The organism is Longimicrobium sp. (assembly GCF_035474595.1).
Taxonomy (GTDB): Bacteria; Gemmatimonadota; Gemmatimonadetes; order Longimicrobiales; family Longimicrobiaceae; genus Longimicrobium.
Map to the genome: position 1 here is coordinate 20,415 of NZ_DATIND010000124.1, position 14,976 is coordinate 35,390.

General features: G+C 69.7%; 13 protein-coding genes and 3 tRNA genes. 14 read left to right on the forward strand and 2 right to left on the reverse strand.

The features are described from left to right. Positions 1-41: 41 nt before the first annotated feature. The 5 genes from VLK66_RS22005 to VLK66_RS22025 all read left to right on the forward strand — a co-directional run bounded on the left by VLK66_RS22005 (position 42) and on the right by VLK66_RS22025 (position 5,275). The gene (locus tag VLK66_RS22005) at positions 42-821 is read left to right on the forward strand and encodes a c-type cytochrome (protein ID WP_325311639.1); all 780 of its coding nucleotides are present in this window, start codon (positions 42-44) and stop codon (positions 819-821) included. A gap of 196 nt (positions 822-1,017) precedes the next feature. After that, on the forward strand, positions 1,018-2,154 hold the full coding sequence (locus VLK66_RS22010) for a sensor histidine kinase (protein WP_325311640.1): 1,137 nt from the start codon (positions 1,018-1,020) through the stop codon (positions 2,152-2,154). Then, complete coding sequence (locus VLK66_RS22015) at positions 2,147-2,986, forward strand: LytTR family DNA-binding domain-containing protein (RefSeq protein ID WP_325311641.1); 840 nt, start codon at positions 2,147-2,149, stop codon at positions 2,984-2,986. The genes VLK66_RS22010 and VLK66_RS22015 overlap by 8 nt, the downstream gene beginning before the upstream one ends. A gap of 377 nt (positions 2,987-3,363) precedes the next feature. Beyond that, a complete protein-coding gene (locus VLK66_RS22020; RefSeq protein WP_325311642.1) occupies positions 3,364-4,152 on the forward strand; it encodes a type II CAAX endopeptidase family protein in 789 nt (262 codons plus the stop codon). Between the two features lie 199 nt (positions 4,153-4,351). Further along, a complete protein-coding gene (locus VLK66_RS22025) occupies positions 4,352-5,275 on the forward strand; it encodes a peptidoglycan recognition protein family protein (RefSeq protein WP_325311643.1) in 924 nt (307 codons plus the stop codon). 152 nt (positions 5,276-5,427) lie between these two features. Here VLK66_RS22025 and VLK66_RS22030 read toward each other — a convergent pair whose 3' ends face one another. Both VLK66_RS22030 and VLK66_RS22035 read right to left on the reverse strand, forming a co-directional pair. Next, positions 5,428-6,765 carry a hypothetical protein gene (locus tag VLK66_RS22030; protein ID WP_325311644.1) on the reverse strand — a complete coding sequence of 446 codons (1,338 nt, stop codon included), beginning with the start codon at positions 6,763-6,765 and terminating at the stop codon, positions 5,428-5,430. Next, positions 6,765-7,082: a hypothetical protein gene (locus VLK66_RS22035; RefSeq protein WP_325311645.1), complete on the reverse strand. Its 318-nt coding sequence runs from the start codon at positions 7,080-7,082 to the stop codon at positions 6,765-6,767. The genes VLK66_RS22030 and VLK66_RS22035 overlap by 1 nt, the downstream gene beginning before the upstream one ends. 347 nt (positions 7,083-7,429) lie before the next feature. Here VLK66_RS22035 and VLK66_RS22040 point away from each other — a divergent pair, with 347 nt between their 5' ends. The 9 genes from VLK66_RS22040 (at position 7,430) to VLK66_RS22080 (ending at position 14,976) form a co-directional block, all read left to right on the forward strand. Then, positions 7,430-8,674 carry an acetate kinase gene (locus VLK66_RS22040; RefSeq protein WP_325311646.1) on the forward strand — a complete coding sequence of 415 codons (1,245 nt, stop codon included), beginning with the start codon at positions 7,430-7,432 and terminating at the stop codon, positions 8,672-8,674. Between the two features lie 263 nt (positions 8,675-8,937). Beyond that, positions 8,938-9,252, forward strand: a complete 315-nt coding sequence (locus VLK66_RS22045) for a hypothetical protein (RefSeq protein WP_325311647.1) — start codon at positions 8,938-8,940, stop codon at positions 9,250-9,252. A 262-nt stretch (positions 9,253-9,514) separates the two neighbouring features. Further along, a tRNA-His gene (locus tag VLK66_RS22050) sits at positions 9,515-9,587 on the forward strand. 21 nt (positions 9,588-9,608) lie between these two features. Next, a tRNA-OTHER gene (locus VLK66_RS22055) sits at positions 9,609-9,733 on the forward strand. 222 nt (positions 9,734-9,955) lie between these two features. After that, positions 9,956-10,080, forward strand: a tRNA-OTHER gene (locus tag VLK66_RS22060). Positions 10,081-10,601: 521 nt separating this feature from the next. After that, positions 10,602-12,242 (forward strand): TROVE domain-containing protein, encoded by a 1,641-nt coding sequence (locus VLK66_RS22065; RefSeq protein WP_325311648.1) that lies wholly within the window; start codon positions 10,602-10,604, stop codon positions 12,240-12,242. 143 nt (positions 12,243-12,385) lie between these two features. Beyond that, on the forward strand, positions 12,386-12,712 hold the full coding sequence (locus VLK66_RS22070; protein WP_325311649.1) for a hypothetical protein: 327 nt from the start codon (positions 12,386-12,388) through the stop codon (positions 12,710-12,712). Between the two features lie 15 nt (positions 12,713-12,727). Then, complete coding sequence (locus VLK66_RS22075; protein WP_325311650.1) at positions 12,728-13,684, forward strand: DUF5677 domain-containing protein; 957 nt, start codon at positions 12,728-12,730, stop codon at positions 13,682-13,684. 17 nt (positions 13,685-13,701) lie between these two features. Next, positions 13,702-14,976, forward strand: coding sequence for an RtcB family protein (locus tag VLK66_RS22080; protein ID WP_325311651.1), 1,275 nt, complete (start codon positions 13,702-13,704; stop codon positions 14,974-14,976).

Here is a 14,976-nt window from a genome sequence, read left to right on the forward strand (position 1 = left end):
CCTCCGTTGCAACGACGAACACCCCACGCCAGGGCAACCGCATGCGCCGAATCCGTCCGCTCGCGCTGGTGCCGCTCGCCGCCGCGCTGCTCGCCGCACAGCCGCTGCACGCGCAGATCCCGGATCACTTCGAGAACCTGAAGGTGCTGCCGAAGGACATCCCGCGCGACTCGCTGGTGGCCATCATGCGCAACTTCTCCAACAGCCTGGGGGTGCGCTGCACCTACTGCCACGTGGCCACGCCGGCCGCGCAGCCCGGCGGGCGCGAGACGATGAACTTCGCGTCGGACGACAGGGTGCCCAAGGAGAAGGCGCGCTTCATGATGCGCATGACGCGCGACCTGAACGCGCAGGTGCTGCCCAACGTGCCGCACCGCCGCGATCCGCCGGTGGGCGTGGGATGCATCACCTGCCACCGCGGCCTCCCCGTTCCCACCACGCTGGACCGGGTGCTGCAGGCGGCCATCGACAGCGGCGGCGCGCCGGCGGCCATCGCGCGCTACCGCGACCTGCGCGAGCACCAGCTGGCGTCCGGGCGCTACGACTTCAGCGAGGGGACGGTGACGGATCTCGCCCGACGACTGGCCGGGCAGGGGAAGACGGCCGAGGCCGCGGCGCTGCTGGAGATGAACAGCGAGTTCTATCCCAACTCCGGCCAGGTGGACTTCGCGCTGGCCGAGGTGTACCGCCAGCGCGGCGAGCGCGACAAGGCGCTGGTGCGCTACCGCATGGCGCAGCAGAAGGACCCGCAGAACCCGCAGGTCCAGCGCCGCATCGACGAGCTGTCCGGCGCCACGCCGACCCCCGCGCCGCGGCCCTGAATCCAGAGGTCTCGCACCGAGGTCGCGGAGGACGGATCCCAGGTTCTCCGCGACCTCTTTTGCTCTCGTGAGATCGGCAATCTCCATTTCGCTGCACGCATCCGGCATCTGGCTGCACGTCGGTTGACCACCCGATCGGAGGATGGTTACCGTTCCCGGTTCGCAGCCGTATCCCCATCTCCCGAAGCTGTTTTCGATGAGCCTTGCCCTCGCCGGGACGCCCGACTGCGCCACGACCGCGCGCGCGGATGCCGCCGCCCGGCCGCGCTTCGCGGTGCGCTGGGCCGAGGTGGGGCTGATGTTCGCGGCGTGGACGCTGGTGGGCGCGTTCGGGCTCACGCAGAGCTACCTGGCCGCGCTCTTCGGCGGGCAGCCGTTCCCCGGGTTGCGCTACGTGGCGTGGAACCTGGAGAGCGTGTGGCTGTGGGCGGCGTTCACCCCGCCGATGTTCTGGCTGGCCGCGCGCTTCCCGCTGGAGCGCGGCATCCGCGTGCGAAACCTGGGGCTGCACGCGGCGTTCGCGCTCGGCTTCGCGGTGCTGGACCTGGGCGGCGACGTGGTGTTCGGGCCGCTGCTGGGCGGCTACCGCGGCACGCTGGCCGAGCGCTTCTTCGCCAAGCTGTTCATCAACGTGTTCAGCTACGCCGCGGTGGTCGGCATCGCCCACGCGGTTCAGTACAACCGCGCGCTGGCCGAGAAGCGCGAGCGCGAGGCGGCGCTGGAGAGCGAGCTGCTGAAGGCGCGGCTGCAGGCGCTGGAGATGCAGATCCATCCCCACTTCCTGTTCAACACCCTGCACGCCGTCGCCTCGCTCATCCGCGTGAAGGAGGACCAGGCGGCGATCCGGATGCTCGTGGGATTGAGCGACCTGCTGCGCATCGCGCTGCGCAACCGCGACGCGCAGGAGGTGCCACTGCGCGAGGAGCTGGACTTCGCGCGGCGCTACCTGGAGGTGGAGGGGATCCGCTTCGAGGACCGGCTGCGCGTGGTGATCGACGTGGCCGCGGATGCGCCGCTGGACGCGCTGGTGCCCAACCTGATCTTGCAGCCGCTGGTGGAGAACGCCATCCGCCACGGCGTTGAGGCGCGCGCCGCCGCCGGCCTGGTGCACATGGAGGTGACGCACGCCGGCGGGATGCTGCGCCTGCGCGTGACCGACGACGGCCCGGGCCCGAAGGCGAACGGCCGCCGCGGCGTGGGCCTGGCCAACACGCGCGAGCGGCTGGCGCACCTGTACGGCGCCCGCCACCGCTTCGTGCTGGCGGCGGGGGAAGATGGCGGCGCCGTGGCGCTGGTCGAGATTCCGCTGCGCCTCGCGACCGCCGATGCCTGAGCCGCAGGCGCCCGTCCGCGTGGTGATCGTGGACGACGAGCCGCTGGCGCGCCGCACCCTGCGCGTGCTGCTGCAGCCGGAGGCCGGCGTGGAGGTCGTGGCCGAGGCGGGGAACGGCGCCGAGGCGCTGGACGCGATCGCGGCGACACAGCCCGACCTGGTTTTCCTGGACGTGCAGATGCCGGAGATGGACGGCTTCGAGGTGCTGAACGCGCTGGGGCCGGAGCGCACGCCCGCCGTGATCTTCGTCACCGCCTTCGACGAGCACGCCGTCCGCGCCTTCGACGCCGAGGCCGCCGACTACCTGCTGAAGCCGTTCGACGACGAGCGCTTTGCCCGCGCGCTGGCCCGCGCCCGCGCCCGCATCGGCGACGGGCGGGTGCGCGAGCTGGCGTCGCGGCTGGCGCGGATGCTGTCGCCGGACTCCCCTGCCCCGCATCTCCCGGCAACGACGATTTCGCCGTCCGCCGTGGCGGAGACGGCCGACGCGCCGCGGTTCGCCGAGCGGATCGTGGTGAAGAAGAACAGCCGCGTGACGCTTCTGGACGTGCAGACGGTGGACTGGATCGAGGCGGCGGACTACGTGGTGCGCATCCACGCGGGCGGCGCGGTGCACGTGCTGCGCGAGCCCATCGCCGACCTGGAGAAGCGGCTGGACCCGCGCCGCTTCTTCCGCATCCACCGGTCGACCATCGTGAACCTGGCCAGCGTGAAGGAGCTGCAGCCGCTCTTCCACGGCGAGTACGTGGTGATCATGCGCGACGGCAGCGAATTGCGCCTCAGCCGCGCGCGGCGCGACCGGCTGCAGCAGCTGCTGGGCGCGAGGATCTAGGACGGCGGCGAACGTCTCGGTGGAGATCGCCGCTCTCATAAAGGCGACTGAAGAAGTCGCGGTAACAACCACGGAAAGCCTCGCAAACTGCGCGAGGCTTCAACAGCAGAACTCACGGCGCGGGCCGATTTCCGCACGCGAATACCGGCCTGCGCGGCAGGCTTCTCGTCGTTGATGCCGCGGCGCTGCGGCTTCAGCCGTCTTTGATCCAGGAGGCGCTTCCATTCAATCCGGGAGGCGCCTTCATTGCTCCGGGCCGTTATCTTTCCGCTCGATTTCCATCGTCCGATGCCCGGTCCCGAATCTCCGTTTTGAATCGTCCCGAAGCTCGCCGCATCACCCCCCGCATCGTCCTGATCTCGTTGCGGGATGTGGCGGTGGCGGCGCTGCTGTTCTTCCTGTGGCAGGTGGGCGCCACGGCGTTCCTGGTGATACCGCCGCGCCTGGCGATGTTCTGGCTGACCGCGGTCGCGGTGATGTTCCTGTGGTGCCACGCCGCGCCGCAGGGGTGGACCACCGCCCGCGCCCGGGCCACCGCGCGCGTCCGCCCCGTTCCGCGCGGCGCGTGGCCGTGGCTGGCGGTGCTGGCGCCCGTGATGTCGGCCGGCGCCCTGGCGATGTGGATGCTGCTCACCTCGCTCCACCTCGCGCACGACCGGCCGCTGCCGCGCCAGATCCTGGAGTACGGCGACCGCCCCGGCGGCACGCTGGTGCTGGTGATGCTGATCGCCGGGCTGGCGCCGCTGACCGAGGAGTTCGCCTTCCGCGGATGGATCCAGCGCCCATTGGAGCGCCGCTTTGGGCCCGCGTGGGCCATCGGCGTCACCGCGGTGCTGTTCGCGCTGGCGCACTTCGACCCCGGCGGCGTGCCGATCCGGGTGATCGGTGGCGTGGCGCTGGGATACACGGCGTGGGTCACGCGCTCCATCTGGGCGGGGATGCTGCTGCACTTCGCGTGGAACGTGGGCGTGCTGGCGTTCGGCGGCACCTTCCCCGACTTCGAGCCGGCCACGCATCCGCGCGTCGCCCTTCCCGCGGCGCTCGTCCTCGCCCTCTCCGCCGCCGTGTTCGCCCGGGCCGCCGCGCGCCTGCGAAGAGCGTCGCGCCGCGTCCCCGATCTCCATCTCCTTTCCCCTGCCCTCCCCCGCCATCCGGACGACGCCTGACCAGCACGCCTCCGCGCCTCCGCGTGAGATCCAGCCAGACTGGTGGCGCGGCGGAACGTCTGGCGCGCGGCGGAAACAGGTGAAAACTCGCACGGGGTGAGCGTTGACGCGCCCCGCCGGCACGAGCATCTTTCGCCAGCCCGCCGCCCGGACCCCGCCTCCGCCCGGCTCACCGGCACCACCCGCGCAGCACAGCAGCATGACCCCGACCCAAGCGGCCGCCCCGGGCGGCCTTTCCGTTGCCATGGCCGACCTGCCGTTCCGCATCGACGAGAGCGCACTCATCCCGCTGGAAGACGGGCAGGCGGTGAGCGCCGGCTGGCCCGAGTCCATCGGCGGCCGCCCGCTGGGCGTGACCTGGCACTGGACGGTCACGTGGGACCTGGAGCTCTGCCGGCGGCTGCTGGGCGGGCGCAACGCGGAGCGCAGGGGCGAGGCGAGCGCGCACTACGGCATCGGGCGCGGCTACGACGAGGGCGTGGACCGCTACGTGACGCTGGAGAACCGCTCGTGGCACGCGGGGCTGAACCAGACGCTGCGCTGGGACGGGCGCCCGCTGGGGTCGCCCGACTACAAGGGCTCGCGCTCCACCATCGGCGTGGAGACGGTGAACATCGGCTACGCCACGGCCGACGACATGGTGGGCGACGACTGGATCGAGACCGCCACGCCCGACGGCAAGCCCATCCGCGTGCAGCCGTGGACCGGCGAGCAGGTGGCGATGATGATCTCCATCGGCCGCGAGATCGTGGAGCGCTGGCCGCACATCGGGCCGGACGACCACCACGGCCACCACGACCTGTGCCCCGGCTACAAGGTGGACGTGAGCGGATTTCCGTTTGCCCGCGTGCTGCGCGGCATCTACCCCGACCGCGCCATCGACGACGTGTGGACGCCCACCTGCACGGTCACGCAGCGGCAGACGGCGCTCGCCGAGCTGGGCTACGACCTGGGCCCGACGGGGGTGGACGGGCAGTGGGGCCCCCGCAGCGGGGCCGCGCTGAAGCGCTTCCAGACCGAGCGCGGCCTGGTGGCCAACGGCTACTGGAGCACCTTCGTCTCCCGCCGCCTAGCGGCGGTGTTCGCCGAGCGGGGGATGGAACTGGCGGAGGCCTCCTCGTAGCCCGGAGTGTCGTCGGCGCTTACCTCCATCCACGTCCGATACGAACGACGCCCACTCCCTTGCAAAGAGGAGTGGGCGTCGTTGTTTTGCGGCGTTCTAAAGTTGCCGTGGGATGCGGCGAGCAGCGGATGCCCGCCCGGTCCCGCGTGGGATCAGAACGTTCGCGACCGGAGCAGGCGCCAGTTGGCCTTGATGCTGAGCACGGGAGCGCGCCGCGCTCCCACCAGCGGAGCCGCCAGGTTGAGGGAGACGCTCGCAGTTGGAAAAACCGGCACGTTTACCGAGCCCCGCAACTCGATCGATGTGTCGTCGTCGGACGTGGAATTGCTCGTACGCCACTGAAAGTCCAGTCCGCCCACCATGCTGAGTCGCTGGAAGTTGTAGAACCGGATCGCTTCGAACGCGAGGCCGCCTTCGACGGCCACATTGCTTTGCGTGGAATCCTTCAGATTCCAGTACCGCACGCCGGCGTTCGCCCGAATCCCGGTGGAGGCGTTGCCCGAGCCCACCGAGCGCCGGCCCCAGCCGATCCCTCCGAACAGCGAGGTTCCCGAGAGCGTATCGACCCCCGCGAGGGTCAGGTCGCCGAAGTCCGCGCGAAGATCGAGGCCGAAATACCTGGCATCCGCCTGGATCCGCGCCTGACGGATGGCATCCTGCAGGCCGGTGATGCTGGACGGGTCGATCGGGATCGGAGGACCCCCGCAGACCTGGGTGATGGACGACACCGCATCGTCATCCAGCGTCTGCGCCGTCGAGAGCGCACGGATGCAGCTCTCCACCCCGTCGTCGGACGGAAGCGCGAGCAGCAGGTCACGCACGCGCCTGGTGGACACCCCGCTCGCGGCCAGGAACTGGTTGTAGGCGGCCACGGCCTTCCGGTATACCTCGGTTCCCTGCCTGAATCCGTTGATGTTCAGGCCCCAGCGGATGCCGATGTAATCCACCCCGTCCGTGGCATCGTCCTCGTTGCTCCCGTTGAGGTTGCTTGCAGGAACCAGAACGGTCACGTCGGAGAAGCGGCTCCACTTCGACACCTCCTCGACGTTGGCGGGATCGACGAAGAACAGCGACGGGTTGATGGCGATGGCCGCCACCGCGCCCGCCCCCTTCTGCGTGCCGACGGCCGCCACCGAGCCGCCCGCGGCCTCCACCGGCTCGATGGCCGCGGTGCGCTCACCGGGTGACGCGGTCGTCTGGTCGCGCGTGGCAGACACGTCGCGCGGGCTCACGGCGCTGCCGAACAGGTCGCGCGCGCCCCAGTCCGCCGTCAGGGCGACGGCAACGAGCTGGCACCCTTTCGCCGCCTGAGCGGCGTTCGTGGGATCGAAGACCGTTTTTCCGGCCACCGCGTTGTAACGCTGGATGCAGAGGATGTCGCGTGTCTGCGCATCCGCGACGACGGGCCGCGCGAGCGCGCCCACCGCCAGCGTGCCCGCGATCAGAGCGGGGAGCGAGACCCGCACCGCTCGGTGTGTGCGCGTCGTCATCATACGATCGCGTAGGTCCAGATGGTGTCGCCCACCTGTCCCTGATCGCGCAGGGTGTCGTTCACGAACACCTGGAGCTGACCGCCACCGTCGACGGGAGCGTCGACGGTGATCTTCAGGCTCAGTGCAGCCTGAACCCGGGTGTGCTGGGTCTGCACGCCACCCGGGGCCACCATGTCGAACTGCGTCGGCGGCGGCAGATGCGAGCCGTCCGGGACGTATCCGGTAGCCAGCGCGCTGCTTCCCCCGTTGGCCGGATCGGCGTGGAAAGTGATCGCGACCTGGTCGTCGATGGACATCACTCCCATGAACGGCATGCTGTTGCTCCGGTGCGAGGGTACGGTGTGGAAACGGGAACCTGCATTCGGATTGGAGGGTCAGCCGTCGATCGATTTCCCGGCGTCCGAACGGACCGAGGAAAATCTCCAAAAGGACGAGGTTGAATGGCTGGGTAGGTCGAGGAGGAATTCGCATCACCACTATGCGAATCCCGCAGTTCGAGATCAAGCGTCTTGTGAAGCAATTCGATGATATCCATTCACTCGTCGACGTGTCGCCGGGGATCGAGCCGTGAGCTGGTGCCGCTGGCCCGCGCGCACCCGGCCTGCTACTCTGACGCGGAATCCCGATCCGCCAACCAGAGCAGCAGCCCGGCTTCGTATCCGTGAACATCCTCGTCCTCAACGTCGGATCGTCGACGCTCAAGTTCCAGCTCATCGACACCGACGAGCACCGCTTCGCCGGCAACGCCGACCGCAGGCTGGCGCGCGGGCAGATCGAGCGCATCGGCGGCGAGGCGGTGTGGTCGTACCGCGCGGGCGAGGGCGAGCCGCGCACGGGGAGCGCGCCCATGCGCGACCACCGCGCCGCCGTGGACCACCTGCTGGAGTGGATCACGAACCAGGAGTCCGGCGTTCCCATCGCCTCGGTGGCGGAGATCGGGGCGGCGGGGCACCGCGTGGTGCACGGCGCCGAGCGCTTCGTCCGCTCCGTGCTGATCGACGACGCGGTGCTGCGCGGCATCGACGACACCATCGAGCTGGCGCCGCTGCACAACCCCGCGAACCTCAAGGGGATCCAGGCGGTGCGCGCGGTCCTCGGCCCCGGCGTGCCGCAGGTGGCGGTGTTCGACACCGCGTTCCACCACACGCTCCCCGAGCAGGCCTTCCTCTACGCCATCCCCTACTCGCTCTACCGGCGCCACCGGGTGCGCCGCTACGGCTTCCACGGCACCAGCCACCGCTACGTGAGCTACCGCTGGCGCCAGCTCACCGGCCGCCCGCGCGAAGGGTCGCGCCTCATCACGCTGCACCTGGGGAACGGCTGCTCGGCGTGCGCCATCCGCGACGGCGACTCGGTGGACACGTCGATGGGCTTCACCCCGCTGGAGGGGCTGGTGATGGGCACGCGCTCGGGCGACGTGGACCCGGCGGTGCTGGACTACGTGGGGCAGAAGGAGGGATTGTCGCTGCACGACGTGGAGCTGCTGCTGAACAAGCAGAGCGGCCTGCTGGGCATCAGCGGGCTGACCAACGACATGCGCGAGCTGATGGCCGAGGCCGACGAGCACGACGACCGCCGCGCGCGGCTGGCCATCGAGCTGTTCTGCTACCGCGCGCGCAAGTACGTGGGCGCGTACCTGGCCGCGCTGGGCGGCGCCGACGCCATCTGCTTCGCCGGCGGCGTGGGCGAGAACGCGGCCCGCATCCGCGCGAAGGTGTGCGAGGGGCTGGAGTTCGCCGGCGTGCGCCTGGACCCCGCCGCGAACGAGGCGACCGCCGGCGGGCGCGAGGGGCGCATCAGCGCGGAAGGGTCGCAGCCCGAGGTGTGGGTGATTCCGACGGACGAGGAGCTGCTCATCGCCCGCGACACGTACCGCGTGGTGCACGGGATCGAGACGCGGTATTGAACGTGGAAGGGCGATTGAAATCGCGGCAACAACGGCCCGAAGTCCGCCTTCGCGGACTCGCTGCCTTGCCATTCTCCGCTCGATTCACGCAGGCAGAACGCCTCCAGTTAGCTGGCGAAACATCTCCATCCTCGCATCTCCCAGAGGTTTGCAGCACGAGGGAGGAAATGCGGCGCGGCCTGCTTTGTCCAACGCGGCCAGATGGGGGGTTGACACCGTTCCCGGGCTCGTTTAGAGTTGGCGCCCTTGGGAGTCGCGTCCCGATGATCGTTCGGCAGTTCCGCCCCGCCAAGCGCGGGAGGACGGCCGCGCCCGCAGCACGGCTGCACGGCGAGACATCGGAGGCGCGACTTTTCGTTTTCGTGGATTTCAGGACCGGCACCACCGAACGCAGCGAGATGACGCACGCACGCTTCGCCCGACCCGATCGCAACGCCCCGCACGCCGGCACGAAGCCCGGCGCGCAGCGGGAGACGTGCATCCATCGCATCGGAGGATACGTGCGCCCGTCGGCGGCGAATGCCGCCCTGGACGCGATCGGCAAGAGCAGCAACCAGCGCGGGAGGACCGGGATGTAGGCGCCAGCGCGCGCCCTGCATCGCCCGTCCACGGGAGCGATCATCCATCGCCCCGCCCGCGCAGAACCCTGCGGGCGGGGCGATTCTCGTTCCGGTCCGCGCCCACACCGGCAGGAGGAGTGGATGGAGATGAAGATCGGTTGACCGGCGGGCGGGCCGGCGGGGCGTGACGCCCCAGGTTCGGGTGCAAACGCGACCACCCGCGCCGAAGGCGGAGCGCTTCCGCCGGCCCACGCCGGAGCGCAGGACAGACGAGGTGATGGCGGCCGTAGCTCAACCGGCGAGAGTACCGGGCCGTGAATCCGGGGGAGTGGGTTCGAGTCCCACCGGCCGCCCCTCGTCCGCGCGTGGTGTGGAAGCCCGTAGCTCAGCGGCCAGAGCGCCGGAGGTTTCCTCCCCGCCTCCTCGTCCGCCGCAACGCGGGCCGACGTGGGAGGATCATCGCTAATCCGGGGGCCGCGGGTTCGAGTCCCGCCGGGCTTCCACCCCCGCGCGGATCAGGCTTTGGGGTTCGGCCGGGCGAATGAATTCGCGGCAACAACAGCACAAAGTCCCTGCGGGACTGCGGCCGCGGCATCGTGGCGACAGGCTGGATCAGGTCGGGACGGGCTCTCACGGAGGGCGCAGAAGGCACGGAGGAGAACCATCAATCCTCCGATTCCAGTGCTCGTCGTGACGGAGAAAGAAGATCGGGACGGAGGATGGGACTGTAGCTCAGCGGTAGAGCGCTTCCTCGCCAACCACTTGTCCGGCCGCGATGCCGGGCCGACGGACGAGGGTTATCGAATCTTACTCGAGAGGCCGCGGGTTCGAATCCCGCCAGTTCCATGAAGGAATCTGCCGCACCGTCGCGCGCGGGCCGCACGCGATCGGTTATCGCACCCTTACCCGGGAACATGCGACCCCGGGGCCGATGCGACTTTTCGTCCGCGTGCGGCGGTGAGGCAGGACGACAGTGCGGAAGTGCGTGAGTGCGGAAGTGCGTGAGTGCCGCGGGTCGGCGCTGCCCGGTTATCGCTGCAAACGAATGCGGGCAGCACGGACCTCATCCGCGGCGCTGATGAATGTCTCTGGTGGATCAGGACTTGGGCGGGGCCGGGTCGCGGCTTCCGGGTGATCGTATCCTTTGCTGTCAACGAAGCGCCCCTTCGCCGGGGCGGTCCGGGGGCGACTCATCATCCGGTTCCGTCCACACTCCCCCGGCCCTGGCGCCGCGGGCCGAACCGCGCGGGTTAACGATGGGACCGTGTTTCGGGAAAGCCGGCACGGCGTTCCGCCGGGACGCTCGTCCGCGGTGCCCCAGCCGGGGCGATTATCAACCCCTTCTCGCCGGAAAGGAGGCGAGTGACATGATGGACTTCACGAAGCACTTCGCGACTCGCCTGCGGGCGCTCGCGACGCCGCAGGGCGCGCCGATCCCCGGGACCGCGCAGGTGCCCAACTCGGCGGGCGGGTTCGCGTGGGCGCTCGACAAGTGGGCGCGGCTGGACCGCTTCCTGGTGCTGGGGAGCGACGGCGGGACCTTCTACGTGGGCGAGCGCGAGCTCACCGTGGAGAACGCCCGCTCGGTGGCCGAGTGCATCGGCGAGGATGGCGCCCGCGTGGTGCGGCGCGCCGTGGAGGTGAGCGAGGCCGGGCGCGCGCCGAAGAACGACCCCGCGCTGTTCGTGCTGGCCATGGCGGCCGGGATGGGCGACGAGGCCACGCGCGCCGCCGCGCTCCAGGCGCTGCCGCGGGTGGCGCGCACGGGAACGCACCTGCTGCACTGGCTGCGCTACGTGCAGGCGTTCCGCGGGTGGGGGCGCGGCGTGCGGCGCGCGGTGGGGCGCTGGTACACGGCCCGGCCGCCCCGTGATCTGGCCTACCAGCTCCTGAAGTACCCGCAGCGCGACGGCTGGAGCCACCGCGACGCGCTCCGGCTGGCCCACCCGCGGCCGGAGAGCGACGAGCAGCGGGCCCTGCTCCGCCGAGCCGTGACCGGCGAGGTGGGCGAGGCGCCGGACACCGAGGCCGTGCGGCTGGTGCGCGCGGTGGCCGAGCTGCACGCGGATGCGGAGATGGCGCCGGCCCGCGCGGCGGCGCTGGTGCGCGAGCACCGGCTCACCCGCGAGATGCTGCCCTCGCAGCTGCTCACCCACCCGGCGGTGTGGGAGGCGCTCCTGGAGGAGATGCCGCTCACCGCGCTGGTGCGGAACCTGGCCACGCTCACCCGGGTGGGCGTGCTGGCGCCGGGGAGCGACGCGGCCGCGCGGGTGGCGGCGCGCATCGCCGACGCGGGCGCGCTGAAGCGGGCGCGCGTGCACCCGGTGCAGGTGCTGGCCGCGCTGCGCACCTACGCGGCCGGGCGCGGGGTGCGCGGCCAGCACTCGTGGCAGCCGGTGGCCCGGGTGGTGGACGCGCTGGATGCGGCCTTCTACCTGGCCTTCGGGGCGGTGGAGCCGAGCGGGCGGCGCACGATGCTGGCGCTGGACGTGTCGGGGTCGATGATGGCCCCCGTGCACGGGCTGGACTTCGTGAGCTGCCGCGAGGCGGCGGCGGCCATGGCGCTGGTGACGGCGGCCACCGAGCCGCGGCACTTCTTCACCGCCTTCACCGCGGGGACGCGCCGCAGCATGCACGCGGGGTTCCCCACGGGGCTAAGCACGCTGGCCGTCTCGCCGCGCGAGCGGCTGGACGACGTGGTGGCGAAGACCAGCGGGCTGCCGTTCGGCGGGACGGACTGCGCGCTGCCGATGCTGGAGGCGCGCACCCGCAAGTGGCCGGTGGACCTGTTCGTGGTCTACACCGACAACGAGACCTGGGCCGGGGACGTCCACCCCGCGCAGGCCCTGCGGCAGTACCGCGAGGCCACCGGGATCGCCGCGAAGCTGGTGGTCGTGGCGATGGCGTCGAACGGGTTCACCATCGCGGACCCGGACGACGCGGGGATGCTGGACGTGGCCGGGTTCGACGCGGCCACGCCGGCGCTGATCGCCGATTTCGCGCGGTAGGCGGCGCGGTCCGGGAGCTCCCGGCCGCGCCCGCCCCCCGGCGGAAGCGTCCGAACGGAATGGAGATGAAGACCCGGAAACCGTGACCGGGCGCGCGGGCCGATATCGTTCGGTCCGCGCGCCCATCAACCGAAACGCGAACCATGGACACGAGGAACAAGGCGAAGCAGGAGGATCCGCGGGAGGAGCCGAAGTTCGGCGACTTCTGGACGATCGAGTCCCGCTGCGACACGTACTACGTCTCGGCGGAGACGGCGGTGCGGGTGGGTGCCCTGCTGGAACGCGCCTGGCGGCCGCGCTGGACCAAGTTCGTGGACCTGCACGGCCGGCGGGTGTGGCTGCGCACCGCCCGCGTGGAGAGCATCCACGAGAGCACCGAGGCACAGCGCTCGCGGCTGCGGGCGTTCGTGTACGCGCGCAACAAGGAGGAGCGCGCCGACCGCCGCTGGGACGACGACGAGAACTGGTGATGATAGGTGGCCCTGATGAGACTGCAGGCTCATCCACTCGTACTGGATGCGGCGCAATCAGCGAAGGACGTCGAACGCTACTTCGGTGCGAGTCTCGATGTCCTTCGTGAGCTGATCGATTTCGCTACGAACCTCGAGATCCGCATTCACAGCATGGGTGTCGGCGATACCGACCGCGTGGTTGGGGTCGGCGTTCTGTATCACCGGAACGTGGCGCTAATGGACGCGGCTGAGCTACTGCTCCGCTCGGGCCAGGTTTACGGTGCCCGATTGCAAGCAAGAGCTCTGCTGGAGGCGAGTTGGAATTTGGAGTGGATGTTGAACGCAGATGTTCATCGCCGCGCGTGCCAGTTCTATGTGCTGGACCTTCGCAAGCGCATCGCCGAACCCGAACGCTTTATTCCGGGAACAGCTTCGAACGACGAGTTGAAGTCTGTGATCAGCGCGGCGAATGTGTTTGACAAGGAAAGAATTCTCGCGATCTCCGAGGAGGAAATCGCAGGAGCGAGGCAGAACATAGCGGAAATACGACAGCGAATCAGGGAAGTACCGGATTTCCAGTTTGTAAACGCAGAAATCGATCGACAGAAGAAGCTAGCCGGCTTGAAGTGGTTTCAACTGTTTGGCGGCCCCAATGACCACCGGAATCTGGCGAAGCGATTGGGATACGAATCTGAGTACGAGATATTCTACAGATTAGACTCCAATGCAGTGCATGGTACATGGGTGCAGGACCACATTTCAATCAGGAACGACATCGCCCGTTCTGTTCCGATTCGTGGGTTACGTGACTTCGGACGAGTGGCTGACGTGGTGTGGAATGCAGCCTTTCGCTCTACAAAACAAGTAATTGACCACTTCCGGCCCGGAGAGATGCTCACTTTCTTGAGGCAATTCATGCCCGGAGGAAATTCGCGGTGGGATCCGCCCATCGTGGAGTCGGAAATCGAAGCTGTTGTCCCGTATGGATGAGATTGGGTGTGAGCACGATGAAGATCTTCGGAGAGCACCAGGAGAACACGCTGCGCCAGTTCCACGACGTGGCGAGCCGCGCGGAGCGTGCCGCGCTTATGGCGGACGGGCACGTTGGCTTCACGATGCCTATCGGTGGCGTCACGGCGTATCGTGATCACGTGTCGGTCGTGGGCGTTGGGTTCGACGTCGGGTGCGGCAACTGCGCCATTCGCACAGACTTACGTGTCCAAGACCTCACCAAGGACCTGGCGTTGGACGAGATCCGGCGCAACCCGCACCGGTTGATCAGCGACCGGCGCGCGAACCGCGTGGCCGACGAGGTGGCGAACACCATCTCGTTCGGGCTGGGGCGGAGGAACGATGCCGACGATGCGCCGGTGGACGATCCGCTGTTCAACGACCCGGCGTGGTACGCCATCCCCAACACCGGCGGCTACCGCGACACGCTGCGCGACAAGGCGCGGCGCCAGCTGGGCACCGTGGGGAGCGGCAACCACTACGTGGACGTGTTCGCCGACGAGAACGGCGCGGTGTGGGTGGGCGTGCACTTCGGCAGCCGCGGCTTCGGGCACACGGTGGCGAGCGACTTCCTGTCGCTGTCGCAGGGCGGCGCCTGGGGCGAGCGCGGCAGGGAGAAGGAGGTGCTGCTGGACGTACGCCAGCCCGTGGGGCACGACTACTGGCACCTGATGGAACTGGCCGGGCGCTACGCCTACGCCGGGCGCGAGTGGGTGGCGCGCAAGGTGGTGGAGCTGCTGGGCGGCACCGAGGTGGAGCTGGTGCACAACCACCACAACTTCGCCTGGCGCGAGATGCACGTGGGGCCCGAGGGCGAGCCGGTGGAGTACGTGGTGGTCCGCAAGGGCGCCACGCCCGCGTTCCCCGGGCAGCTGGGCTTCATCGGCGGGTCGATGGGCGACGACGCGGTGATCGTGCGCGGCGCCACCGCCGACCCGGGGAGCGAGGTGGCTCGCACGCAGCGGGAGGCGCTGTTCAGCACCGTGCACGGCGCCGGCCGGGTGATGAGCCGCACCGAGGCCGCCGGCAAGCGCACCCGCCGCGGGATGGTGAAGAGCCACGGCAAGATCCAGCCGCGGATGGTGGAGGAGTGGCTGGGGAAGAAGGGGGTGATCCTGCGCGGCGGCGGGCTGGACGAGGCGCCGCAGGTGTACCGGCGCCTGAACAGGGTGCTGGAGGCGCAGGGGCCCACCATCGAGGTGCTGCACGTGCTGCAGCCGCTGGTGGTGGTCATGGCCGGCGCGGGGGAGATCGATCCGTACAAGGATTGA

Excerpts from the sequence above, each read along its gene's own strand:
- VLK66_RS22070 (WP_325311649.1), top strand. The coding sequence starts at position 12,386 with ATGGACACGAGGAACAAGGCGAAGCAGGAGGATCCGCGGGAGGAGCCG.
- VLK66_RS22035 (WP_325311645.1), bottom strand. The coding sequence starts at position 7,082 with ATGCCGTTCATGGGAGTGATGTCCATCGACGACCAGGTCGCGATCACT.
- VLK66_RS22045 (WP_325311647.1), top strand. The coding sequence starts at position 8,938 with ATGATCGTTCGGCAGTTCCGCCCCGCCAAGCGCGGGAGGACGGCCGCG.
- VLK66_RS22010 (WP_325311640.1), top strand. The coding sequence starts at position 1,018 with ATGAGCCTTGCCCTCGCCGGGACGCCCGACTGCGCCACGACCGCGCGC.
- VLK66_RS22030 (WP_325311644.1), bottom strand. The coding sequence starts at position 6,765 with ATGACGACGCGCACACACCGAGCGGTGCGGGTCTCGCTCCCCGCTCTG.
- VLK66_RS22025 (WP_325311643.1), top strand. The coding sequence starts at position 4,352 with ATGACCCCGACCCAAGCGGCCGCCCCGGGCGGCCTTTCCGTTGCCATG.
- VLK66_RS22015 (WP_325311641.1), top strand. The coding sequence starts at position 2,147 with ATGCCTGAGCCGCAGGCGCCCGTCCGCGTGGTGATCGTGGACGACGAG.
- VLK66_RS22080 (WP_325311651.1), top strand. The coding sequence starts at position 13,702 with ATGAAGATCTTCGGAGAGCACCAGGAGAACACGCTGCGCCAGTTCCAC.
- VLK66_RS22005 (WP_325311639.1), top strand. The coding sequence starts at position 42 with ATGCGCCGAATCCGTCCGCTCGCGCTGGTGCCGCTCGCCGCCGCGCTG.
- VLK66_RS22075 (WP_325311650.1), top strand. The coding sequence starts at position 12,728 with ATGAGACTGCAGGCTCATCCACTCGTACTGGATGCGGCGCAATCAGCG.
- VLK66_RS22065 (WP_325311648.1), top strand. The coding sequence starts at position 10,602 with ATGATGGACTTCACGAAGCACTTCGCGACTCGCCTGCGGGCGCTCGCG.